Annotated in this window: 15 protein-coding genes, 1 other RNA gene and 1 pseudogene; 5 read left to right on the top strand and 12 right to left on the bottom strand. The window is 69.0% G+C overall.

From position 1 onward, the window contains the following. Nucleotides 1–82 precede the first annotated feature (82 nt). Genes C4V41_RS14680 through C4V41_RS14690 form a run of 3 tightly spaced genes read right to left on the bottom strand, consistent with a single transcriptional unit; the run spans nucleotide 83 to nucleotide 4,039 of the window. The gene (locus C4V41_RS14680; RefSeq protein WP_103956361.1) at nucleotides 83–1,192 is read right to left on the bottom strand and encodes a DUF917 domain-containing protein; all 1,110 of its coding nucleotides are present in this window, start codon (nucleotides 1,190–1,192) and stop codon (nucleotides 83–85) included. Beyond that, entirely contained in the window at nucleotides 1,183–2,760 is a 1,578-nt protein-coding gene (locus C4V41_RS14685; protein ID WP_103956362.1) for a hydantoinase/oxoprolinase N-terminal domain-containing protein, read from the bottom strand. Before C4V41_RS14685 ends, C4V41_RS14680 begins: the two co-directional genes overlap by 10 nt. Then, nucleotides 2,744–4,039, bottom strand: a complete 1,296-nt coding sequence (locus C4V41_RS14690; protein WP_235030118.1) for a purine-cytosine permease family protein — start codon at nucleotides 4,037–4,039, stop codon at nucleotides 2,744–2,746. The genes C4V41_RS14685 and C4V41_RS14690 overlap by 17 nt, the downstream gene beginning before the upstream one ends. Nucleotides 4,040–4,722: 683 nt before the next feature. Between C4V41_RS14690 and C4V41_RS14700 the strand changes: the two are divergent. Continuing rightward, a pseudogene (locus tag C4V41_RS14700) lies at nucleotides 4,723–7,428 on the top strand (S8 family serine peptidase). A gap of 353 nt (nucleotides 7,429–7,781) precedes the next feature. On the opposite strand, the gene C4V41_RS14705 reads toward C4V41_RS14700, so the two are convergent. The 6 genes from C4V41_RS14705 to ftsE form a co-directional block, all read right to left on the bottom strand. Beyond that, a complete protein-coding gene (locus tag C4V41_RS14705) occupies nucleotides 7,782–8,915 on the bottom strand; it encodes a Fic family protein (RefSeq protein WP_103956366.1) in 1,134 nt (377 codons plus the stop codon). Nucleotides 8,916–9,133: 218 nt separating this feature from the next. After that, nucleotides 9,134–9,517: a transfer-messenger RNA gene (gene ssrA / locus C4V41_RS14710) on the bottom strand. Between the two features lie 293 nt (nucleotides 9,518–9,810). Further along, nucleotides 9,811–11,670: a penicillin-binding transpeptidase domain-containing protein gene (locus C4V41_RS14715; RefSeq protein ID WP_103956367.1), complete on the bottom strand. Its 1,860-nt coding sequence runs from the start codon at nucleotides 11,668–11,670 to the stop codon at nucleotides 9,811–9,813. Between the two features lie 20 nt (nucleotides 11,671–11,690). Beyond that, entirely contained in the window at nucleotides 11,691–12,158 is a 468-nt protein-coding gene (smpB, locus tag C4V41_RS14720) for an SsrA-binding protein SmpB (protein WP_103956368.1), read from the bottom strand. 23 nt (nucleotides 12,159–12,181) lie between these two features. Next, nucleotides 12,182–13,093, bottom strand: coding sequence for a permease-like cell division protein FtsX (ftsX, locus tag C4V41_RS14725; RefSeq protein ID WP_103956369.1), 912 nt, complete (start codon nucleotides 13,091–13,093; stop codon nucleotides 12,182–12,184). A gap of 20 nt (nucleotides 13,094–13,113) precedes the next feature. Beyond that, nucleotides 13,114–13,803 (bottom strand): cell division ATP-binding protein FtsE, encoded by a 690-nt coding sequence (gene ftsE, locus C4V41_RS14730; protein ID WP_103956370.1) that lies wholly within the window; start codon nucleotides 13,801–13,803, stop codon nucleotides 13,114–13,116. Between the two features lie 202 nt (nucleotides 13,804–14,005). Between ftsE and C4V41_RS14735 the strand changes: the two genes are divergently transcribed. Further along, nucleotides 14,006–14,197, top strand: coding sequence for a hypothetical protein (locus C4V41_RS14735; protein WP_103956371.1), 192 nt, complete (start codon nucleotides 14,006–14,008; stop codon nucleotides 14,195–14,197). Here the strand turns inward: C4V41_RS14735 and prfB are convergent. After that, a complete protein-coding gene (prfB, locus tag C4V41_RS14740; RefSeq protein WP_103956372.1) occupies nucleotides 14,183–15,298 on the bottom strand; it encodes a peptide chain release factor 2 in 1,116 nt (371 codons plus the stop codon). The two genes, C4V41_RS14735 and prfB, sit on opposite strands and share 15 nt — an antisense overlap. 47 nt (nucleotides 15,299–15,345) lie before the next feature. On the opposite strand from prfB, the gene C4V41_RS14745 reads away from it, so the two are divergent. Genes C4V41_RS14745 through C4V41_RS14755 form a run of 3 tightly spaced genes read left to right on the top strand, consistent with a single transcriptional unit; the run spans nucleotide 15,346 to nucleotide 17,147 of the window. Continuing rightward, nucleotides 15,346–16,395: a hypothetical protein gene (locus tag C4V41_RS14745; protein WP_103956373.1), complete on the top strand. Its 1,050-nt coding sequence runs from the start codon at nucleotides 15,346–15,348 to the stop codon at nucleotides 16,393–16,395. Nucleotides 16,396–16,440: 45 nt separating this feature from the next. Beyond that, nucleotides 16,441–16,668 carry a hypothetical protein gene (locus C4V41_RS14750; RefSeq protein ID WP_103956374.1) on the top strand — a complete coding sequence of 76 codons (228 nt, stop codon included), beginning with the start codon at nucleotides 16,441–16,443 and terminating at the stop codon, nucleotides 16,666–16,668. After that, a complete protein-coding gene (locus C4V41_RS14755) occupies nucleotides 16,665–17,147 on the top strand; it encodes a Clp protease N-terminal domain-containing protein (RefSeq protein ID WP_103956375.1) in 483 nt (160 codons plus the stop codon). The genes C4V41_RS14750 and C4V41_RS14755 overlap by 4 nt, the downstream gene beginning before the upstream one ends. 111 nt (nucleotides 17,148–17,258) lie before the next feature. Here the strand turns inward: C4V41_RS14755 and C4V41_RS14760 are convergent, their stop codons facing one another. Both C4V41_RS14760 and C4V41_RS14765 read right to left on the bottom strand, forming a co-directional pair. Next, nucleotides 17,259–22,133 carry an NAD-glutamate dehydrogenase gene (locus C4V41_RS14760; RefSeq protein ID WP_103956376.1) on the bottom strand — a complete coding sequence of 1,625 codons (4,875 nt, stop codon included), beginning with the start codon at nucleotides 22,131–22,133 and terminating at the stop codon, nucleotides 17,259–17,261. A 38-nt stretch (nucleotides 22,134–22,171) separates the two neighbouring features. Further along, nucleotides 22,172–22,978, bottom strand: a complete 807-nt coding sequence (locus tag C4V41_RS14765; protein WP_200823976.1) for a tryptophan 2,3-dioxygenase — start codon at nucleotides 22,976–22,978, stop codon at nucleotides 22,172–22,174. Nucleotides 22,979–23,009: the final 31 nt, after the last annotated feature.

A 23,009-nucleotide genomic window follows, 5' to 3' on the forward strand; every position in this document is an offset into this window, starting at 1 on the left:
TCTTGGGGCAATGCGCCCGCCGTACGGCACCTTGTTGCCGCCCTGTTGCCGACGCTCCGTACAAGATCGGCGACACGCGATATCACCGCAGGTGAGAGGCGGTAAGTTCCTCCACCGGGGTGTAGGGCTCGGTCAGCCCGAAGCCCGCGGGCCCGAAGCAGTCCAGCGCCTCGGGGGTGCGCATGATCGCCGGGGTGCTGATCGCGTAAACCGTCAGCCGCTGGCCGAACGAGAGAGCTTCCGTGGTCACCGGCGAGCCGGTCTCGCTGTTCAGCGTGCAGATCAGGTCGGGGACGATCGCCGCCGGCCGGCCGTTGCGGCGGGCGACGAGGTGCTCGTTCTGGAAGGTGATCTCCATCACGTCGGCCGGGTCGTCCATCGCGGCCAGCCGGACTCCGCCCCGGGCGAAACCGTCCACGGTCCGCCGGTCGACGTCGATGACCTTGCCCCGGAACAGCACCAGCCCGTGGCTGTAGATGGTGCCGGCCAGCATCGCCGTCAGCGCCTCGAACGGGTCGCGATGCCGCTCCCGCGCCGTCCTGAGCGTCTCGCCGATCCGCCGCGCCAGCGTCAGCGTTCCCGGTACGGCGGTACGGCGCACCGTCGCGGCGTCCATCGGATAGTCGCAGATGTACGCCGACCCGCCCATTTGCACCGTCATCGCCCGGGCGAGCCGCTCCATCCGCTTGTTGTCCACGGCGTCGATGATGCCCGCGTCGCCGTGGTCGGAGGCGATCGACATCGGCGAGCCGGGCACGCCCATGACGGCGAACGTCTCCATCTGCAGCTCGGGGAACGCGCGGCCCATCCCGTCGGCGTCCACGACGGGCAGGCCCGTCTCCGCGCCCAGCAGGAGCGGGATCATGGAGTTGAACCCGCCGCACTCGATCGGCATCGTCGCCGCCGCCCTGCGGCCCAGATGCGCCTCCAGCGTGCGCAGCGCGGTCGTGATGCCCTTGGGGCCGGGCAGTTTCTCCCAGAACACGGTCGGTGCCCCCATGAGCGCGCACGGCAGGACCAGCGCGTCGTCGGGCAGCTCGGCCACGTCGATGACGCGTACCGTGCGGCCCGCGCGCAACTGCCGCTCCACGAGCAGCCGGCCCACGTACGGGTCGCCTCCGCCGCCTGTGCCCAGGACGGCCGCGCCCTCCGAGAGGTCGCGCAGGGCCGGCAGGGTCAGCTCTACGCCCACTGGTCGTCCTCTCCGTCGCGCCGGCCGGCGAGGTCGAGTTCGCCGACCGCTTTGACCCGGACGCGTACGGCGTTGCCCGGCAGGTAGGCGACGTGCACCTCGTCCACTTCCTTCACCTCCACGGTGCCCGGGGCCGCCCCCGCGGCCGTCGCCCGCTCGATCGCCTCGGCCCGCGCCTCCTCCAGCACCGCTTCACGGGTACGGGAGGCGGTGATCGTCCACAGCCGGTCCACGTCGCCGCCGATCTGGCCGATCGCCGCGCCGATCGCGTTGGCCACCCCGTGGTGCTTGGGCCGGTGTACGGCCGACACGCCGGGCAACTCCGGAGGAATGAGCACGCTGCCGCCGCCCACCAGGACCACCGGCAGCGGAGCGGCCGAGATCCGCATCCGATCCACCAGTTCGGCGACCTTCTGGACCATCCACTCGATGCCGCGGCCGACGAGATCGCGGTCCAGGTGCCGTACCAGGGACACGTCGCCGAAGTCGGCCAGGCCCGCGGCGACCGCCAGGTCCGACGCGGTCAGGACCTGTCCGCCGAACACCAGGGCTTCGCTGGTGAGCCGATAGCCGACCGAATCCGGGCCGACCTCCACGGGGTCGCGGGTGACGCGGCTGCCGCCTCCGAGGCCGAACGACAGCACGTCGGGCATCCGGAAGTTCACCCGGACCCCGCCGAACTCCACCTCACCGCCCGCCTGGCGCGGATAGCCGCCGGTCAGCACGCCCACGTCGGTGGTCGTGCCACCGATGTCCACGACGGCGCAGTCGAGATGGTCGGCGAGGAACGCCGCGCCCCGCATGCTGTTGGTCGGCCCGGAGGCGAACGTCCGGATCGGGTAGCGGCGGGTGAACTCGGCGTCCATGAGGGTGCCGTCGTTCTGGGAGAGATACAGCGGCGCCGTCACCCCGACCAGGCGCAGCGCGTCGGTGAACGCCGCCACGATGTCGTCGGCCAGGTCGCGCAGGCACGCGTTGACGATGGTGGCGTTCTCCCGTTCCAGCAGCCCGATCCTGCCGATCTGGTGGGAGAGGCTGATGTGCAGGCAGGGCAGCTCGGCCAGCAGGATCTCGGCCGCGGCCTCCTCCAGCTCGGCGTTGACCGGCGAGAACACCGAGGAGATGGCGACCGTGCCGATCTCCTGCGCCGCCAGCTCCCCCGCGACGCGTTTGAGCTCGTCGGGCCGCAGCGGGGCGATGGGGCGGCCGTCGAACTCGTGGCCGCCATGGCACAGGTGGATGCTCGGCCGCAGCGCTCCCACCAGCCGCTCGGGCCAGTCGACCATCGGTGGCAACGCGGCCGTGGCGGGCAGCGCCAGCCGTACCACCGCCGTCCTGGCCAGGCCGCGGCCGGTCACCAGGGCGTTGGTGAAGTGGGTGGTGCCGATCATGACGCCGTGGACGGCCGAGCGGTCCACGCCGGACTCGGTCAGCAGTCGTTCGAGGGCGGCGACGATGCCGCCGGTCACGTCGAGGGTGGTGGCCGTCTTGACGGAGGCCAGGACCGTGGTCCCGTCCATCAAGACGGCGTCGGTATGGGTGCCGCCGACGTCAATCCCGATCCGCAAGGAGACTCCGTTGGGTGGATCCGGTCAAGCCGAGCCTGCCCGCGATCGCGTACAGGATGAAAGCCGCCAGCAGCGCGTTCAGCGCGGGAATCCCCACGGTGACGTAGTGGCCGACCGCCGCGGCCACCAGCCAGATCACCAGCGCGGCCGGAACCCATCCGGGAGCGGAGGCCGGCAGAGCGCCGGATTCCCGCGACTCGTCCAGGACCGGGCGCCAGGTACGCACCACGTAGTACTCGGCCACCATGATCCCGGCGATCGGCGGGATCATGACCCCGAGCAGGATGAGGAAGTCCACCAGGTGGTCGGCGATGCCCAGGGCGGCCAGCGCGGTGCCGACGACGCCCAGGACGATCGTGACCACGGCGCGGCGGGCCTTGATGGCGAACGCGGTGTGCAGCGCGCTCGTGACGCCGAGCGAGGCGGCGTACAGGTTCCAGTCGTTGGTCTTGGTCGTGGCCGCGACCAGCACGATGGTGCCGACGACGCCGGAGGTCGTGGTGACGATGGCCACCACGTCGCCGGTCCGCAGCGCGTGCGCCAGGAGCACGCCGACGAGCGCGAGCACGTACTCGCCGAGGGTGATGCCGATGATGGTCTGCTTCACGACGTCGGCCGCGGATTTGTTGAAGCGGCACATGTCGGGGCTGATCACGGCGCCCACGATGAACCCGCCGGCGACCAGGGTGGCGCCCTGGGCCAGGCTCAGCGCCGGACCGGGCGGAGCCGAGGCGATCAGCTCGCCGAGCGGCTGCTTGCCGAGCTCGACCACGACCGCCCACCCGGCCAGCGCCAGGAACGCCGGCACGGTGATCCACGCCGTCCAGGCCATCCCCAGGAACCCCGGAACCACGATGGCCGTGATCGCCAGCCCGCCGACGATCGCCCACACCCAGGCCGGCCCTCCGAGCAGGGAGGCCATGCCCTGGCCGAGCACCGCGGACTGGACCCCGAACCAGCCGAGCAGGCACACGGCGATGACGATGCCGACCAGCCCGGACCCGTGCCGCCCGAACCCGCTCCAGCGGGCCAGCACGGTGGTGGACAACCCTTCCCGCATGCCGGCGATGCCGATCGCGATCGCGACGATCTCCAGGATGACGGCCCCGAGCGTCACGGCCAGAACGGCCTGCCAGAACGTCATGCCCATGCCGAGAGTCGCACCTAGAAGGAACTGGGACAAAGCGCTGAGGAGACCGAACCGCTGAATGGCCACGGTCGTCCAGCCGTAGCGGGCACCGGCCGGAACGCGCTCAAGGGCGTAATCTTCGCGAGCCAACCCTTCGCCTGCCGCGCTCGGCGGCGACGCTGTCGAGGTCATAGACGCATCTATCCCTTCGAGTCAGTGCATGGAAGAGACGTTAAAACGAACACGCACTCGACGGAAGGGGTGATCCACCAACCCGGCAGTCCGGCCCTGCACGTACAGGGAAAACGGTCCGCGGGACGAACCGGCGCACTCTCACTTCAGTCCATGGCTCAGTCGTCCCACGATCAGGCGCGGGCAACCTTCGCCCCATCTCACGCGTAGATCAGTGCGAAATCGCACGACTGATCCCTCGCCGACGAGAGGCATGCCCATTGAAGCCGGTCATCAGTGCCTTACTCCTGCTGGTACTCCCAGCACCCACGCTCGACACCACCACCAGCGCGGCGAAACCGGTCGAAGGCCGGGCGGGGGCCGTCACGCTGATCACCGGGGACGAGGTCCGCCTGGTCGAGGGCGGACACGTCATCGAGCGAGGCCCGGGTCGCGAGGACGTCACCTTCGCCGTCGACCAGGCCGGCGACAGGCTTCGGGTGGTGCCCAGCGACGCCGCGCCGCTCCTCGCGTCCGGCCGGCTCGACGACCGGCTGTTCAAGGTGACGAACCTCCTGGACTTCGGCTACGACCGTCAGGAACCCCTCCCGCTGATCATTTCCCACGACGGCCCCACGGCCAGGAGCGGCGTACGCGACCGGATGTCCACCGCCGGCGCCCGCGTCGTACGTGAGCTGCCCAGCATCGACGCCCTCGCCGTCCAGGCGGAAGGGAAGGACCGCGGCAAATTCTGGGCCGAGCTCACCGGGCGCGGTCTGAAGGCCACGGGCGTGAAGAAGATCTGGCTGGACGGCCGGATGAGGCCCACGCTCGACAGAAGCGTGCCCCAGATCGGCGCACCGGCCGCATGGGCGCGCGGGCTCACCGGTACGGAAGTGAAGGTCGGCGTGGTGGACACCGGCGTGGACGCCACCCACCCCGACCTCGCCGGACGGATCGCCGGACAGCGTAACTTCACCTCAGATCCGGAGGAGAACGACGTCGTCGGCCATGGCACCCACGTGGCCTCGACCATCGTCGGCGGCGGCGAGGCCTCCGGCGGGCGGAACCGCGGCGTCGCGTACGGCGCGACGGTGCTCAGCGCGAAGGTGTGCGGGGAGTCCTGCCCGGAATCCGCGATCATCGCGGGCATGTAGTGGACCGCCGAGCAGGGCGCGAAGGTGGTGAACATGAGCCTGGGCGGAGGGGACGACCCCGGGCTCGACCCCGTGGAGCAGGCGTTGGAGAACCTGACCGCCCAGCACGGCACCCTGTTCGTGGTGTCGGCGGGCAACGCGGGAAGGCAGCGTACGATCGGCAGCCCGGGAAGCGCCGACTCCGCGCTGACCGTCGGCGCGGTGGACAGGAACGAGCGGCTCGCCCCGTTCTCCAGCCAAGGGCCGCGCATAGGAGACCACGCGCTCAAACCCGACATCACCGCTCCAGGCGTCGGCATCGTGGCCGCGCGGAGCACGCACGCGCATGAAGGGGAGGGCTCCTACCTCTCCCAGTCGGGCACGTCGATGGCGGCGCCGCACGTCGCGGGCGCGGCGGCGATCGTGGCCGCTCAGCACCCGGGCTGGACTCCGGCCCGGCTCAAGGCCGCGCTGATGGCCTCGGCCCGGCCAGGGACGATCGGCGTGTACGGCCAGGGCGCGGGCCGCGTGGACGTCGACCGGGCCACCACCCAGCTCATCACGGCGAACCCGCCCGGCCTGGGCTTCGGACACCAGCGCTGGCCGCACACCGACGACGAGCCGATCACCAGGACGCTGACCTACACCAACACCGGCCCGGCACCGGTCACCCTCGACTTCTCGGTACGTGCCCTCGACGGTGGGGGCCGGCCCCTCGACGCGGCGCTGTTCAGCGTGACCCCCGGCTCCGTCACCGTTCCCGCCGTCGGCAGCGCCGAGGTGTCGGTGACCGCCGACACGCGAGCGGACCTCCCGGACGGCCCGCTCGGCGGGTATCTCACGGCGACCGGCGGCGGCACCGAGGTCATTACGCCGCTCGGCGTGGACAAGGAGGTGGAGAGCCACGACCTCACGCTCAACCAGACCGGCCGCGACGGCCGGCCCGCGACGAGCATCAGGACGGTGCTGCATCGCCTGGACGGCGGCTCCGAGGACATGATCGTGCTCATGGGCCAGCAGGCCACGACCACGCTCCACCTGCCCAGAGGCACCTGGTCCATCAGCACGACCTTCCTGGGCACGACCGGAACCCTCCTCACGCACCCCGGGCTGGAGTTGACCGCCCCGCGTACGCTCGACCTCGACGCCAGGCTCGGCATGCCCCTGTCGATCACCCCACCCGATCCGACGGTCAAGCAGGTCAACGCCCAGGTCGGCTACCGCGGACGGCTGGCCGACGGCACGTTCTTCGCGAGCCTGGTCACCAGACCCTCGTTCGAGACCCTCTACGGCGCACAACTCGGCGGCGACCAGACCTACCCCCATGCCCTGAGCAAGGTGTCAGGCAGCTGGGCCGGTGGCACGGACGACAGTCCCTATGCCTACCATCTGGGTTACTTCACCCCCGGCCGGATGGTCACCGGCTTCCAGCGAAAGGTGACGCAGCAGGAGCTGGCGACGGTCAAGGTGGACAACGCTCAGCAGTTCGCGGGCACGACGGGCACCACGGCCACCGGTCCGCAACCACGGGACGGCGATTTCGCGCACTCGTACGCCGGCAACGGCATCGCGCTGCCCTCCGTCCAGACCGAGTACGTCAACACCGACGGCGGGATCCGGTGGAAGCGCTGGTTCCACGAGACCGGCGCGGAGGGCGACGAGGTCCAGAGCGTCAATGGCCGGCCGACCACCTATCAGCGCGGCCGCACGCATACGGAAGAGTGGAACCGTGGCGTGTTCGCCCCCGCCTACGAGGCGGCGGGCGTGAAGGGCGAGGGGATCACCAGGAGCGTCGACCGGATCTTCGTGCACTTCGACTTCTACCACGGTGACGGGCAGGGGCGCCCGGGCTCTTCCTCGGCGCCACGGCAACGCTCGGCGCTCTATCGCGACGGGGCGCTGGTGGCGAAGGGGACAGGGGTGGGCGCCCAGGTGTTCACCGTCCCGCCCGAGGCGGCGACCTACCGGGTGGAGACCGAGGCCGAGCGGGACGAACCCTTCACCTCCACCCGGATCCTCACCGCATGGACGTTCAGGTCCGAGCAGGCGCCAGACGCCGTACGGCTCCCGGCCGCGACGATCAGCTTCGCGCCCGCGCTGGACAACCGGAACATCGCCCGTGGCGGCGTGCCGTTCACGGTGCCCGTCACCGTGTGGCCGGCATCGGGCTCCGAGGGCCACCGGCTGAAGGACCTGACGGTGGAGGCGTCCACCGACGACGGAGCGACCTAGAGCACCCCCAAGCTGGTCAGGACGCCGGCGGGCGGTGTGCTGTTCCTGCGGAACCCGGCCACCGGCCACGTGTCCTTGCGCGCCAAGGCCACCGACGCCTCCGGCAACATCGTCGAACAGACGATCATTCGCGCCTACCGTACGGCGTAAGCAGGACCCCACAACAAAAAACCGCCTCTGATCTGCCGGAAAATCAGCAGCTCAGAGGCGGTTTTCACAGTGGACCTGCTTACCACTCACTCGAACACCCCACCGCGGGTGGCAGCTCTGTGCGATGTTCTCAACCCGGCTTGATGGAACGCGCCGTCGTCCCGCCCCAGCAGGCCCGTGCCTCGACGGTGGCCTAAGATCAATCATTTTCGGTAGGGGGACGTCAGCGAGATCGGTGTACGGGCGACCTCAAGTGCGGGCTCCGGGAAGCGTCGGCCGGCCGGGTAGTAGCGGGATCTGGTCCGGCCCACCGATTCCAGGACTCCCGCCGCGACGAGATCACGGAGGTCTCGCTGCGCTTGCTGGGTGGTCAGCGCCTCGGCGTGCTCGTAGCGTAGCCGTCGAACGCGTCCGGCCATGGCCACCTCGTGGAGAGCCGAGATCACCCGTTCATCGAACGTCTCGCGCTCGACGAAATCCGCGAGGATCGTCCAGACCCTCCCGGATCGATGGAGGCGGGCCCGAACGGTCTGGGCCTGCTGGTGGTAGGCGGTCAGGTTGAACCGAATCCAGCTGTGGACCTCCTGGTCGGGGAGGTAGGTGGCGCCGCGGGCGCCGAGCTCGCGGTAATACTCCCAGGTGTTGCCCGGACGGCCGAGCCAGGCCTCGATGGAGGAGAATTCGGGAGCCAGGACACCCTCCCGAGCGATCATCAATGTCTGCAGGGAGCGGGACATCCGCCCGTTCCCGTCGCTCCACGGATGGATCGACACCAAATGCAGGTGGGCCATCGCGGCGCGCACCAGCGGATGCGTCCCATCCTCGGCGTTCAACCAACCGACGAGTTCCGACATCAGCGTCGGAACTTCGGCCTCGTCAGGGGCCGTGTAGGCGGCGATGCCCGGATCGCGCGCGTCGGTGACGTAGACAGGCCCTCTGCGCCACTGGCCGGCCGGCTTCCTGGCGGCGTGCCGATGCCCCTGGAGCATCCAGTGGAGCCCGTTCAGCAATCCCTTGCTGTAGGAGAAGTCCTCCACGTCGTGGAGGGACTGGATGTAGTGCATCATCCGCTGACAGGCCAGTGTCTCCTCGCGATCCTCCTCGGACACCTCCACATCGCGCTCCCCTTCCATCAGATCCGCGACATCGACGGTGGACACCCGAAAACCCTCGATCGAGTTCGAAGCGGCAACGGCGTCGGCGGTGAGGAACTTCCGCAGGCCGGCTGTCCACTTCGCCGGAGCGCTCACCTGATGGCGCAGCTCACGACGCATCTGCTCTATCTCTTCGAGAACCCTCTGGTCCTCGGAATCCAACGCCGGGGTCGGGAACAACATAGAGCGATGATGCATTGACGCAATCACTGCGTCACCACGTCACACGCTGGACGTCGGTTCTCCACCACCCGTTGAGGCTCCTCATGGGTCATGAAAGCGGTGCGGCCCTCCCGGCCCGGGGAACGTGGGCAAGCGTGCTCTTGCACCCACATTGCCCCCTTAGACGCGAAAACCGCCCCCTGCCTACGGAATGTCCGCAGGTAAGAGGCGGTTTGATCTCGTGGAGGTGGCGGGAATCGAACCCGCGTCCTTCAACCCCAAGTCAGGGCTTCTCCGGGCGCAGCCTGTTGTGCTTTTCTCAGCCCCGGCGATCACACAGGCGAGACGCCGACGGGCTCAGCCACTGTTTGGTTTCCCGATCTCCCCCGTGGCCGGGTCGATCGGTTGAGCCTTCTAGCGATGCCAGACCCCGGGCCGAAGGCACTCCCGGGCTGACAGTGGTTTCGCTGCTTAGGCAGCGAGGGCCAGGGAGTCCCTGGCCGCCACAGTGCTCTTGGAATTGGCACTTGTAGTTTGCGGTCACAGGATTAACGAGGTTATGTCCGCAGTCCTCGGCCCGCTTCACCTGGCTTGCAAGGCCAAAGTCGAAGCCAGTCACCCCCTGTGCAGTTATCAACACGCCCCCGCGAAGGGACGAGCAACACTGAATGTACATGGGATAACACCCTCAACGCCAACTTAATTCCTGCGTGGCGAAACCCCCGGGAGCGCGGCACAGCAGCACGCGCTCCCGGGGGCCGACCGGCAGGGTCGAGCCGGTCCGGACGGCAGGACTTCCCCCGAGATGAAGTCCTGATCTCATCACGGCGATTGGGACCGCAACCCCCCGAGCGGGCCCAATCACTGAGTAAGACGCCACCGGACGCCGCGATGGTTGCTCAGCGTCACAACATTTTCACGGACGGCTTCCGAGGCCCGCGAAGAAGCTGCCCGCCACCGCCCCCGCGTTGTAGCTCTTCGCCAGCACCGCGATCGCCACATCGCCCTGCCAGCCGACGAACCAGGTCTGCTGATCGCCCGCCGTGGCCGTGACGCCGTAGACCTTGCCCTTGCCACCCTGCGCCGGGGTGCCGGCCGCGCCGGCCCGCATCATCGTCGTCAGGAGGGAACGGACCTTGGGGTCGACGGGCACCGGGGCCGGCTGGGCCGCCGGCGTCGCCTCGGCCGACGGGTCGGGCGACTTGGGCTCGGTCACCAGCACGGGCGCGTGCCAGGTGCCCGAGGCCACCGCCGCCGCCACCAGGGCCATGCTGAGCGGGCTCACCTCGACGTTCTGGCCCGCGATGGCCTTGGCCTTCTCGGCGTCGCTGGACAGCGCCGGCAGCGCCCCGCTGAACGACTTCAGCGGCAGCCGCCACGGCTGCCCCACGCCGAACGCCTTGGCGCTCTTGGTCAGGTCGTCGGCGTTGACCCGGCGGGCCAGCGAGGCGAGCGCGGTCACGCAGCCCCTGGCGAAGTTTTCCTGGAAGCTGGCCGAGGTCGTGATGCCCGTGGACTGGCCGAGGTGCACGAACTTGGCCCCGCCCACCGTGCGCTCCTGCGGGCAGGCCAGCCGCTGCTTGGGGCTCATCCCCGCCTTGAGCAGCGCGTCGGCGGCCACGATGGAGAACGCCGTGCCGGCCGGGAACTTGCCGGCCAGCGCGTCGCGCTCCTGGTGCAGGTCGCCCTTGGTGCTGACCGCGAGGATCTCGCCGGTGTCGCGCTGGACGGCCACCAGGGCGCTCGTCTCCGTCTCGGACACCGCCTGCTCGGCCGCTGCCTGGATGCCCCGGTCGATGGTGGTCTTGACCGAGACGTTCTGCCGGCCCGGCCACTCCTTGAGATTGGCGACCTCTTTCCCGGTCTTCAGATCGAGGGTGATCACCCTGGTCTCCGTGGAGCCGGTCAGGTAGTCCTGGTAGGCCTGCTGCAGGCCGCTCTTGCCGAGCGAGTCGCCGGCCTTCTGCGGGCCGCCGAGCTCCTGCTCGGTCTCGGGGGTGAGCGCGCTGACGGTGCCGACGATCTGCCGGGGCGCGTCCGGGTTGACCGGCTGCTCCTGCGGCTGCGTCTCGATCCCGGCGATGGCGCCGAGCTTGGCCTGCATCGACTGGTAACGCGAGCGGCCGAACGTCACCAGCGGCACGAACTTGTCCGGCGGCGACGACCTGACGCGGCTCAGCAGGCGGTCTTGGGCGTAGCCGGTGACCTCGGCGAGCTTGGCGACGGCCGCCTCCGCCTGGTCACCCACCTTGGCGGGATAGACGCCGGCGACGTAGAGGACCTGGTTGCTCTGCAGCGCGTCACCGGCCCTGTCGACCACCGGCTGGCGCGGCGTGGGGTTGGTGTCGACCGCGAACCGCTGCCCCTCCTTGAGCTGCGGATGCAGGACGGAGGGCGACCAGCGCACCTTCCACGAGCCATCGACGAGGTGCAGCGGCAGCACTCCGTCGTATTCCCACAGGGGGTTGTTCTCCCCCAGGTCGACCTCGGCGTGGAAGCCGGCCTTGGACTGGTCGCCGGTCACGCTGACGCTCGTGATCTTGAAGCGGAACGAGGCCGCGTCGAGCTCCACCTTGGCGTCGGCCAGCGCCTCGCGCACCTTCGCGACGTCTCCGTCGGTGCGCTGGGCGGCTAGGTCGTAGTCCTCGGACTGCCAGCCCACGAGGAAGTCGCGCACCGCGTCATGCGGTGACGACTCCTCGAAGCAGCCGGTCAGCGTCATGCTCGCGACCGCCAGGGTGACGGTCGCGGCAAGGGTGCGGCGGGCGCGTCTCATTGGTTAAGGTGCCGCCGCTCTCATCGGTTGCGGTGCCGCATGGCCCGGGCCATTTCCCGTTTGGCCTGCTGCTCCGCCAGCGACTGCCGCTTGTCCCAGTCTTTCTTGCCTCGGGCGAGCCCGATTTCGATCTTGGCCCTGCCGTCCTTGAAGTAGAGCGACAGCGGCACGATCGTGAGCCCGCCCTCCTTCGTCTTGGCCGCGAGCTTCTCGATCTCCTTGCGGTGCAGCAGCAGCTTGCGCTTACGGCGCGCCGTGTGGTTCGTCCACGTCCCCTGGGAGTATTCGGGGATGTGGACGTTGAGCAGCCACGCCTCGTTGCCGTCGATGCTGGCGTAGCCGTCGACGAGCGACGCGCGGCCTTCGCGTAGCGACTTCACCTCGGTGCCCTGGAGCACGAGACCCGCCTCGAAGGTGTCCTCGACGTGGTAGTCGTGCCGAGCACGCTTGTTCTGGGCGATGACCTTCCGCCCGGTCTCACGTGGCATGCTTCGACTTTACCGGCGATCCATTACACCCTGAGGTAACGGCGGAGCGTCAGGAACGATGCCAGCACACAGATGATCACACCGATGCCCATGGTGATGGTGATCGTCTGGGCCACGTCGTTCCAGCCGAGCTGGGCGGTCGTGGTGCCGACGAAGTATTGGACGATCTCCTCGAACAGGAACACCTTCGCCACGATCAGGATCACCGCGGCGAACACGCCGCCGATCAGGCCCGCGATCGTGCCCTCCATGACGAAGGGGAGCTGGATGTAGAGGTTCGACGCGCCGACCAGCCGCATGATGCCGGTCTCCCGGCGCCGGTTGAACGCCGACAGCCGGACCGTGTTGCCGATCAGCAGCGCGGCCGCCAGCACCAGGGTGATCGCGACCGAGAGGGCGGCGACCGAGAGCTTGTCCAGCATGCCGAAGAACTTGCCGATGAGCTGCTTGTGGTCCATCACCGAGGCCACGCCGGGCTGGCCGCTCACGGCCTGGACGACGGGCTGGTAGTTGTCCGGGTCGACGAGCTTGATCCGGAACGACTCAGGCATGTCACCGACCTTGGCGGTGTCCACCAGGGCCTTGTTGGTCGTGAACGACTTCTGGAAGTTGGCGTACGCGGTGGCCTGGTTCTCGAAGTAGACCGCCTCGACACCCTGGGTGCCCTTGATGTGCGTCTCAAGGGCCTTGGTCTGCGCGGGTGTGATGGCCTTGCCTTTGCACGCCGGCATGGCCGAGGTCTTGCCGCACAGGAACACCGAGACCTCGACCTTGTCGTCCCAGTAGCCCTTCATCATGCCGACCTGGGCGTTGATCATCAAGCCGACGCCCAGCATCGCCATGCCGACGGCCACGGTGATGATGACCGCGATCGTCATGGTCAGGTTGCGACGGAGGCCGATCCAGACCTCGGAGAAGATGAAATTCGCCCGCATTTTATGTCTGCAGCTCCCTGTCAGTACGCCTGGCCGTACACGCCACGCGACTGGTCACGGACGATCTTGCCGTCCTCCAGCTCCACGACACGTTTGCGCATGGAGTCGACGATGGCCGCGTCATGCGTGGCCATGACGACCGTGGTGCCAGTCCGGTTGATGCGGTCGAGCACCTTCATGATGCCGATGCTCGTCGCGGGGTCGATGTTGCCCGTGGGCTCGTCGGCCAACAGGATCATCGGCCGGTTGACGAACGCGCGGGCCATGGCGACGCGCTGCTGCTCGCCGCCGGACAACTCGTCGGGCATACGGTGGGCCTTGCCTTCCAGGCCGACCAGCTCGATGACCTCGGGAACCACCTTGCGGATGAACCGCCGGGGCTTACCGATGACCTCGAGCGCGAACGCCACGTTCTCGTAGACGTTCTTGTTCGGGAGCAGCCTGAAGTCCTGGAACACGCAGCCGATGCGGCGGCGCAGGTGAGGCACCTTGAAGTTGGAGAGGCGCGCCAAGTCCTTGCCGGCGACGTGAATCGCCCCGGAGTTGGGCCTCTCCTCTTTGAGGATCAGACGCAGGAACGTCGACTTGCCTGATCCCGAAGGGCCGACGAGGAACACGAACTCGCCCTTGTCCACGTCAACGGATACGTGGTCGAGAGCGGGCCGGTTCTGGTTCGTGTAGACCTTGGTGACATTATCGAAATGGATCACGAGAGCATCACGGCATGCCAGTCTAGGGGTCAGGACGGAAGCGAGGGTGGCATATGCCCACTTCCCGCCGCCGGCCGAGCGGGGGCGTCGTCTTTACTGATGATCGACGTTCCGATTGGCCAGACGACAGTCTAGGGGGAAGACTGGCATGGAACGTCCATAACGGAAACAAAACGATTGTGCGGCTAGACTTGGGGCTGTCATGAGTTGCGAACACCTCGTATGCGCGCAGTGCGCCCACCCCGTGATCGAGGGCCGCTGCCCCCTGTGCCGCGCCAACAGAGAGCGGATGCACAACCACGGCTTCGCCGGGCTGTCACCCGCCCTCATCATCGGTCTTCTCGTCGCCCTGCTCTTCCTGAGCCTGGCGGTCAAGCACCTAAGCGGTCTCTGACTCCTGGCGGCGCATCCAGCGGATCTCCGACTCGATGAACGCGTCGAGGTCGCCGTCGAGCACCGCTGACGGGTTGCCCGCCTCGGTGCCCGTGCGCAGGTCCTTCACGATCTGGTAGGGGTGCAGGACGTAGTTGCGGATCTGCGTGCCCCACGACGTGGTGGTCGCCCCCCGCAGCTCCGACATCTTCTCCGCCTCCTCCTGCCGCTTGCGCTCCAGCAGCTTGGCCTGCAGCACGTTCATGGCGGAGGCGCGGTTTTGCAGCTGCGAGCGCTCGTTCTGGCAGGAGACCACGATGCCGCTCGGGAGGTGCGTGATGCGCACCGCCGAGTCGGTCGTGTTGACGCCCTGGCCGCCGGGACCGCTCGAGCGGTAGACGTCGACCCGGAGCTCGTCCTCGATGATGTCGATGTGGTCGGTCTGCTCGACGACCGGCACGATGTCCACCCCGGCGAACGAGGTCTGCCTGCGCCCCTGGTTGTCGAAGGGGCTGATGCGGACCAGCCGGTGGGTGCCGTGCTCGCCCCTGAGCGTGCCGTAAGCGTAGGGGGCCTTGATCGTGAACGTGGCCGACTTGATGCCGGCCTCCTCCGCGTAGGAGGTGTCGTAGACCTCGGTCCCGAAGCCCTTGCGCTCGGCCCACCGCAGGTACATCCGCAGCAGCATCTCCGCCCAGTCGGCCGCGTCGACGCCGCCGGCCTGGGAGTTGATCGTGACCAGCGCCTCACGGGAGTCGTATTCGCCCGAGAGCAGGGTGCGGACCTCCAGGGCGCCGATGTCGGCCTTGAGCGTCTCCAGCTCCTTGTCGGCCTCGGCGCGCGTGTCGTCGTCGGCCTCCTCGGCCGCCAGCTCGTAGAGGACCGTCAGGTCGTCGAGGCGGCGCGCGACGCCCTCGACGCGGTTGAGCTCACCCTGGAGATGAGAGAGCTTACTGGTGACCTTCTGAGCCTGCTCAGGGTCGTCCCACAGGTCGGGCGCGGCAACCTGCTGCTCCAGCTCAGCGATCTGCTTGCGCATCGCGTCGAGGTCGAGCACGTCCTGGATGCTGCGGACCGTGCCCGCGAGCTCGTTGATCTCTTCTGCCGGATCGATGCCTGCCACGTCTCCCAAGGGTACGCGACCCTCGCGGGCCCGAATAACATGGCCAGGTGCGTGCATACGGTCGGACGAAAGCGCTGGCGCTCGCCGTCGGCCTGCTCGCCGCGGTGACCGCCTGCACCGGTGATGCCCGGTCACCGGCCACGAGCCCGGCCGCGGCGGTCACGACCAGCCCTCCGCCTTCGCCTTCCCCCGGCGAGCCCGTGGTGACGCGGGAGGAGGCGGCCCAGGCGTTCACCGATGTCACCGTCACCGACGACGAGGTGCGGGCGGCGCGCGATCCGCAGGGCCGGACCGAAGAGGAGCTGCAGGGCCGGCTGAAACTGGCCGAGGACCTGACGACCGGCAGCCAGACGGCCCTCACCGTGGCCGCCTACCTGTCCACGGGCTACGCGCCGCACCGCTACCGGTGGGGGCCGCCGACGCTGTTCGTGCCCAAGTTCCGCCAAGGGGAGAAGGCGCCCTGGTTCAGCGCGCTGGCGACGCGCGACGGGCGGCCGACGCTGCTGACGTTCGCCAAGGCCCGCATCTGGCGGCTCAGCTCCGCGGCCGAGCTCCTGCCGGGGCAGCGGCTGCCGGACATCGAGCTCGACGCCGACGGCTACGCGACGTCGGTGCCGCCCGACGACAAGACCATCACCATCAGCCCCCAGTTCATGGGGCCGGTGCACGCCAGTGTGGCCGAGACGGGCAAGTCGGGGGTCACGGCGGGGCTCCTCGCGCCGGGGCCCTACACGACGGAGGTGGCCGAGCAGATCGCCACACAGCGCGACGACGCCAAGTTCCGCGAGCTGAGCTACGACTCGATCTTCAGCGCCGACAACTACCCGGTCTACGGGCTGCGGACGGCGAACGGCGGGGCGCTGATCCAATACTCACTGTCACGCAACAGCACCACGAAGAACATGCTGGACGAGACCTACCGGGCGATCACCGTCCCCAAGGAGGCGAGCTGGTGGATCTCCTCCGAGACCGTGCCGCTCAGCCTCAAGCTCACGGAGATCCACCAGTACGCCACCGCCGTCCCGCCGCTCAGCGCCCCCGCGCCCGCCCCCGTGATCGCCCATGAGGGCGCGCTCACCCGCGCCACGGGCGACTAGCAACCCAAGTTGACCTGTACGTAATCGCTCACTTACCGTTGCCGCATGCCGGAGATTCCCGTTCCCCAGGAGCCCGCCGACGCGCTGGCGGCCGTGGCGGCGTTGCGGCGCCTGGCCGACCAGTTGGAGGACGCCGCGGTCGAGCAGGCGATGCGGGCGGGCTGGAGCTGGCCCCTGGTCGCCGAGGCACTCGGAGTCACCCGCCAGGCGGTCCACAAGAAGCACGCCAAGCGGCTGATCGCGGCCGGCGTCACGCTGAGGAGACGACAGTGAGCGCCATCGACCACTACATCAACGCCGTCATGGAGCGGGGCGAGGCCGAGGCGCGGGCGGACGGGTCGGCGGCGGTCGAGGCCCACCACCTGCTGCTGGGGATCGCGGCGCACGCGGAGACCGCCGCCCGCGCCGTCCTGGAGTCGGCGGGGCTCGATCGCCCGGCGATCCGCGCGGCGCTGGACCGGGAGTTCGAGCACAGCCTGAGCGCGGCCGGGGTGTCCCTGGCCGCCTACGACCTCCCGGCCGCGGCCCCGGACCCGGAGCGCCGGGTGGGCGTGGGGGCCTCGTCCCGGCTCGCCCTCGAACGGGGGTTCGCCACCGTGGACCGCAAGAAGGACCTGCGGCCCGCGCACCTGCTGCTCGGCGTCCTGGAGGCGGAGGTCGGCACCGTCCCCCGCGCGCTCGCCCTGGCCGGGGTCGCCCGCGAGGACCTGGCGAACCGCGCCCGGGAGGCGGCGGCCACAGAGGCCTGGTGACCGGCCCGACCCGATCCGGTCCACGAAGCGCTGGTCCTCCACGAACCACCGGTCCTTCACGAACCACGCGCAAAGCGGGCGCCGTGAAAAACGACGCCCGCTTTTGCGGGCCTACGCCTCCGTGTGCGGAAGGTTGCTGGCCGCCACCAGGGTCCTGATGGCGCGCAGCGCGACCGACAGGGTGGCCAGGTCGAAGTTGTCGCTCTCCCAGATCTCCGACAGCGTCTGCCGCGCCCTGGACACCGCCGCCGAGTTGGCCTCCGACCACCGGGCCAGCCGCTCCTCGGGCGCCAGCCCCGGCGTGCTGTGGGCCAGCACGTCGCGGGTCAGCGAGGCGTGCGCCGCGTAGAGGTCGTCGCGGAGCGCCGAGCGGGCCATCGAGTTCCACCGGTTGTCCCGGGGCAGCGCGATGATCCGCTCCCGCAGCCGGGCGAGCTGCAGCCGGTCGGCGAGGTCGAAGTAGACCTCCGCCACCTCGTTGACCGGCCGCCCCGTGACCGAGGAGACCTCCACCAGGTCGAGCGTCGAGTACGCGGGCACCATGGCCGCCACCCGCTCGGCCAGCTCCTGCGGCACGCCCCTGGCCGCGAAGGAGTCACGGCGCTCCTCGTACGCCGCCAGGTCGGGCCCGGTCAGCAGCTTGGGGACGTGGGCGACGAGGCTGTTGACCCCCTTCATGAAGAAGTGCACCGACCCGGCCAGGTCGAGCGGCGGCCGCCGGTTGACCAGCAGCCAGCGGGCGCCGCGCTCGGCCAGCTTCCTGGCCTCCAGCAGCATCGCGATCTGGGTCGCCGTGTCCACCTTGTTGTCCAGGGCCTCCACGGCCCGGTAGAAGCCGGGCAGGTCGAACACCTCGCGCGCCACCAGGTAGGCCCGCACGATGTCGGTCGTGGAGGCGCCGGTCTCCTCACCGAAGCGGTACATGAACGTGGTGCCCGCCGAGTTGACCAGCTCGTTCACCACGCAGGTGGTGATGATCTCCCGTCGCAGCGGGTGTTCGTCCATGTACGTACGGAACCGCTCCCGCAGCGCCGACGGGAAGTACGACACCAGCCACGACGCCAGGTAGGGGTCGTCGGGCAGGTCGGACCCGAGGATCTCGGCGTCGGCGACCAGCTTGGTGTAGGCCAGCAGCACCGAGAACTCCGGCGCCGTCAGCCCCAGCCTGGCCTGGCGGCGCTCGGCCAGCGTCTTGTCCGAGGGCAGGAACTCCAGCTCCCGGTTGACCAGCCCGTCCCGCTCCAGCCGCCGCAGGTAGCGGGCGTGGATGTGGAGCATCTCGACGGCCTGGGCGCGGGAGGCGGCCAGCACCACGTTCTGGGCGTAGTTGTCGCGCAGCACCAGGGCGGCGACCTCGTCGGTCATCGAGGTGAAGACCTGGTTGCGCTGCTTGTCGGTCAGCTCGCCGTCGCGGACGACCTGGTCGAGCAGGATCTTGATGTTCACCTCGTGGTCGGAGGTGTCGACTCCGGCCGAGTTGTCGATGAAGTCGGTGTTGACCAGCCCGCCGTTCCGCGCGAACTCGATGCGGGCCAACTGGGTGAAGCCCAGGTTGCCGCCCTCGCCGATGACCTTGCAGCGCAGCTCGGAGGCGTTGATCCGGAGCCCGTCGTTGGCCTTGTCGCCGACGTCGGCGTTCGACTCGGCGGCGGCCTTGACGTAGGTGCCGATGCCGCCGTTCCAGAGCAGGTCCACGGGGGCCCGCAGGATGGCGCTGATCAGGTCGTTGGGCGCCATGGAGGTGACGCCGTGGGCGATGCCCAGGGCCTCGCGCATCTGCGGCGTGATCTGCACGGACTTGGCGGTGCGGGGGAAGACGCCGCCGCCGGCCGAGATCAGCGAGGTGTCGTAGTCCTCCCACGAGCTGCGCGGCAGCTCGAACAGGCGCTGCCGCTCGGCGTACGAGCGGGCCGCGTCGGGCGAGGGGTCCACGAAAACATGCCGGTGGTCGAAGGCGGCCACCAGCCGGATGTGCTGCGACAGCAGCATGCCGTTGCCGAACACGTCGCCCGACATGTCGCCGACGCCGGCCACCGTGAAGTCGGTGGTCTGCACGTCCACGCCCGTGGTGCGGAAGTGGTATTTCACCGACTCCCAGGCGCCGCGGGCGGTGATGCCCATGGCCTTGTGGTCGTAGCCGATCGAGCCGCCGGAGGCGAAGGCGTCGCCCAGCCAGAAGCCGTACTCCTTGGCCACGCCGTTGGCGATGTCGGAGAAGGTGGCGGTGCCCTTGTCGGCGGCGACCACGAGGTAGGTGTCGTCGCCGTCGTGCCGGACCACGTCGGGCGGCGGCATGACCTTGCCGTCCACGAGGTTGTCGGTGACGTCGAGCAGCCCGGAGATGAACATCCGGTAGCAGGCCACGCCCTCGGCGAGCAGGTCTTCCCGCGTTCCGGACTTTGGCGGACGCTTCACGACAAAGCCGCCTTTGGACCCGGTCGGCACAATAACGGTATTTTTCACCATCTGCGCCTTGACCAGCCCGAGAATCTCCGTCCGGAAATCCTCCATTCGGTCAGACCACCGCAAACCACCCCGCGCGACTTTCCCGAACCGCAGATGCACACCTTCGACCCGCGGCGAGTACACGAATATCTCGAACTTCGGCCGCGGCAACGGCAACACAGTGATGGCTTGCGGGTCGAACTTGAGCGAAATGTACGGTTTGCGACTTCCATCTACCTTCTGGAAGTAATTGGTGCGCAATGTCGCCTGAATCATCTCCAGGTACGCCCGCAGAACCCGGTCCTCGTCCAACGAGGCCACCTCGTCCAGCGCCCCGAGAATCTCCTCGTTGAGCGCCTCCACGAGGTCCACCCGCACGTCCTCACCGCGCCGCGGGTCGAGCTTGGCCTCGAACAGCCGTACGAGCAGCCGCGCCAGCCGCACGTTGCCCATGAGCACCCGCTCCATGTACGGCTGCGAGAACGTGCTCCCCGCCTGGCGCAGGTATTTGGCGTAGGCCCGCAGGATCTCGACCTGCTCCCACGTCAGCCCGGCCGTCAGGATGAGCGCGTTGAAGTCGTCGGCCTGCACCCGGCCCTTCCACAGCGCGGTGAGCCCGTCCTGGAAGAGCCGCTTGAAGTCGTTCCTGTCCACCTCCGCCGACGGCGTGTAGCGCAACCCGAAGTCGTAGATCCAGGCGTTCTTGGTGCTGGGGTCGTTGTCCCGGTCGACCTCGTAGGGCCGCTCGTCCACGACCTCCACGCCGAGCCGCTGGATGAGCGGCAGCGCGTGGGACAGCGAGATGGGCGAGCCGACCTTGTAGATCTTGAGCCGGCGCTCCCCCTCGGCCGCGTCGTACGGCTCGTACAGGTTGATCCCGACCTTCTCGCCGTCACCCGCCTCGACGAGCTGCTCCAGCCGCCGGAGGTCGACCACGGCCACCTTGGGCGGGAAGTCCGCTTTGTACCCCTCGGGGAACGCGGAGGCGTACCGCCGGATCAGCCCGGGCGCCTCCTCCTCGGAGGCCATCTCCCCCAGCGCGGCGGCCAGGTCGTCCTCCCAGGAGCGGGTGATGGCCGCCAGGCGGGCCTCCAGCTCCTCCACGTCGACGCTCGGCGGCGGCAGCGGGTTGCCCCGCGAGCCCCGCACCACCACGTGCAGCCGGGCCAGCACCGACTCGCCGATCATCGCGCTGTAGTCGAGCGACGCGCCGCCCAGCGCCTTGAGCAGCACGTCCTGCATCTTCAGCCGCACCTTGGTGGTGTAGCGGTCGCGCGGCAGGTAGATCAGGCACGAGATGTAGCGGCCGTAGTCGTCGCGCCGCAGGAACAGCTTGACCTGCTTGCGCTCGCGCAGCCGCAGCACGCCCAGCGCGATCGGCAGGAGCTGGTCGATCGAGGTCTGGAACAGCTCGTCGCGCGGGAAGGTCTCAAGGATCTCGATGAGGTCCTTGCCGTCGTGGCTGTCGGGCGCGAGCCCGGCCTGGTCGAGCACGTCGGCCAGCTTGCGCCGCAGCACGGGGATCCTGGAGATCGACTCGTTGTAGGCCACGTGCGTGAACAGGCCGAGGAAGCGCCGCTCCCCGATCACCTCGCCGTCGGGCGAGAACAGCTTGACCCCGATGTAGTCGAGGTAGGTCGCCCGGTGCACGGTGGCCCTGGAGTTGGCCTTGGTGGTGATCATGAGCTGCTTCTCGCGCGCCTTGGCCCGCACCTCGGCCGGCAGCGCCATGAAGCTCTCGGAGCCGACCTTGTCGTCGCGCAGGATGCCCAGCGCCGCCCCGGGCAGCGCGCGCAGCGTCTCGCCCTCGTCGGTGTCCTCCAGCCGGTATTCCCGGTAGCCGAGGAAGGTGAAGTGCCCGTCGGCGAGCCAGCGCAGCAGGTCGATGCTGTCCTCGACCTCGGCGGGCTCCAGCGGCGGCGGGTTCATGCTCAGGTCTTCCGCGGTCTGTACGGCCAGCGCCCGCATCTTCCTGAAGTCCTCGACCGCGTGGCGCACGTCGTTGAGCACCCGGTCGAGGTCGTTCTCTAGCTCCTTGAGCACCTCGGGGTCGCCCTGCCGGTCGATCTCGATGTGCATCCAGGACTCGACCAGCATCTGGCCGGTGACGTCCTCCTGGCCACGGCCGAGCATCCGCCCGGTCATGTCGCGGCGGACCCGCATCTGCGGGTGCACCACCAGGTGGACGCCCAGGTCGTGCCGGTCGAGCTCCATCGTGACCGAGTCGACCAGGAACGGCATGTCGTCGGTGACCACCTCGACGACGGAGTGCCCGGGGTCCCAGCCGTTCTCGTCGAGCGTGGGGGTGTAGGCCCGGACCACGGCCCTGCCCTGGGGGCGGATCTCCGCGAGCTTGCGCTGCGACATCGCGGGGCCGTAGACGTCAACGGGGTTGCGGTGCAGCAGGTCTTCGGGGGCCACGTGCCGGTAGTAGAACCGCAGAAAGGACAGGGCCTCCTCGGTGCTCACATGTTCGCTGCCCACCGCGCAACTCTCGGCGGCTCGCTGGAGCAGCTCATCCTTGGCCTCGTCGAGCGGCATTTCGCTCTCACTCCTTTGTGAGGGTTCGCCATGACTGTTCATAGCCTGGCCCGTAAGTCCCACAGCAGCGGGAAATAATGCATGCCCGTCCTACCGTGGAGGTAGGGGGCACCCGTCGAACCGCCTGTGCCCGACTTGGTGCCGATCTGGCGTTCGACCATCTGGACGTGGCGCATCCGCCACAGCGCGGCGAGCTCGTCGTGCGTCAGAAGGTCTTCGGCGAGTTGCCACAGGTCGTCATGAGACCCGCGATCCCTCGCCACGGCCAGCAGCGAGCGCATGATCTCCTTGTCGTCGGAGATCCGCAGGCCACGCTGGGAGAGGGCGGTGAGATAAGCATCCCACAAGGTGGGTTCCTCCAGCCTGCGGCGCAGCCTGGCCAGCTCCTCGTCGCTGATGTTCCTGAACCTGCCGAGGTAGGCCGGGTCCTTCCGACCCGACAGGAACTCCAGTTCACGGAACTGCACCGACTGGAAGCCGCTGGCGGGCGCCAGCTTGGCGCGGAACTCGAGGAAGTCCTGGGGCGTCATCGTCTCCAGGACCTCGATCTGCTCGAACAGCACCCTCTCGACCGCGTGCACCCGTCTGAACAGGTGCCTGGCCAGCCACAGCTCACCGGCGGACATGGCCTCGCGGGCGGCCTCCAGCTCATGGAGCAGCAGCTTGAACCACAGCTCGTAGACCTGGTGCACGGTGATGAAGAGCAGCTCGTCGGGCGCCTGCGACTGCGGGAGCTGCTGGGCGAGGAGCTCGGGCAGGCGGAGATAGCCGCCATACGACAGCCGGCCACCTTCTTCGCCGAACCGCCGTCGCGGGGGACCGGGCGCATCGCCGTCGATGCCCACCGAACACCTCCCCCTGACCGCCCGGCCACGC

The organism is Nonomuraea solani, assembly GCF_900108335.1.
Classification (GTDB): domain Bacteria; phylum Actinomycetota; class Actinomycetes; order Streptosporangiales; family Streptosporangiaceae; genus Nonomuraea; species Nonomuraea solani.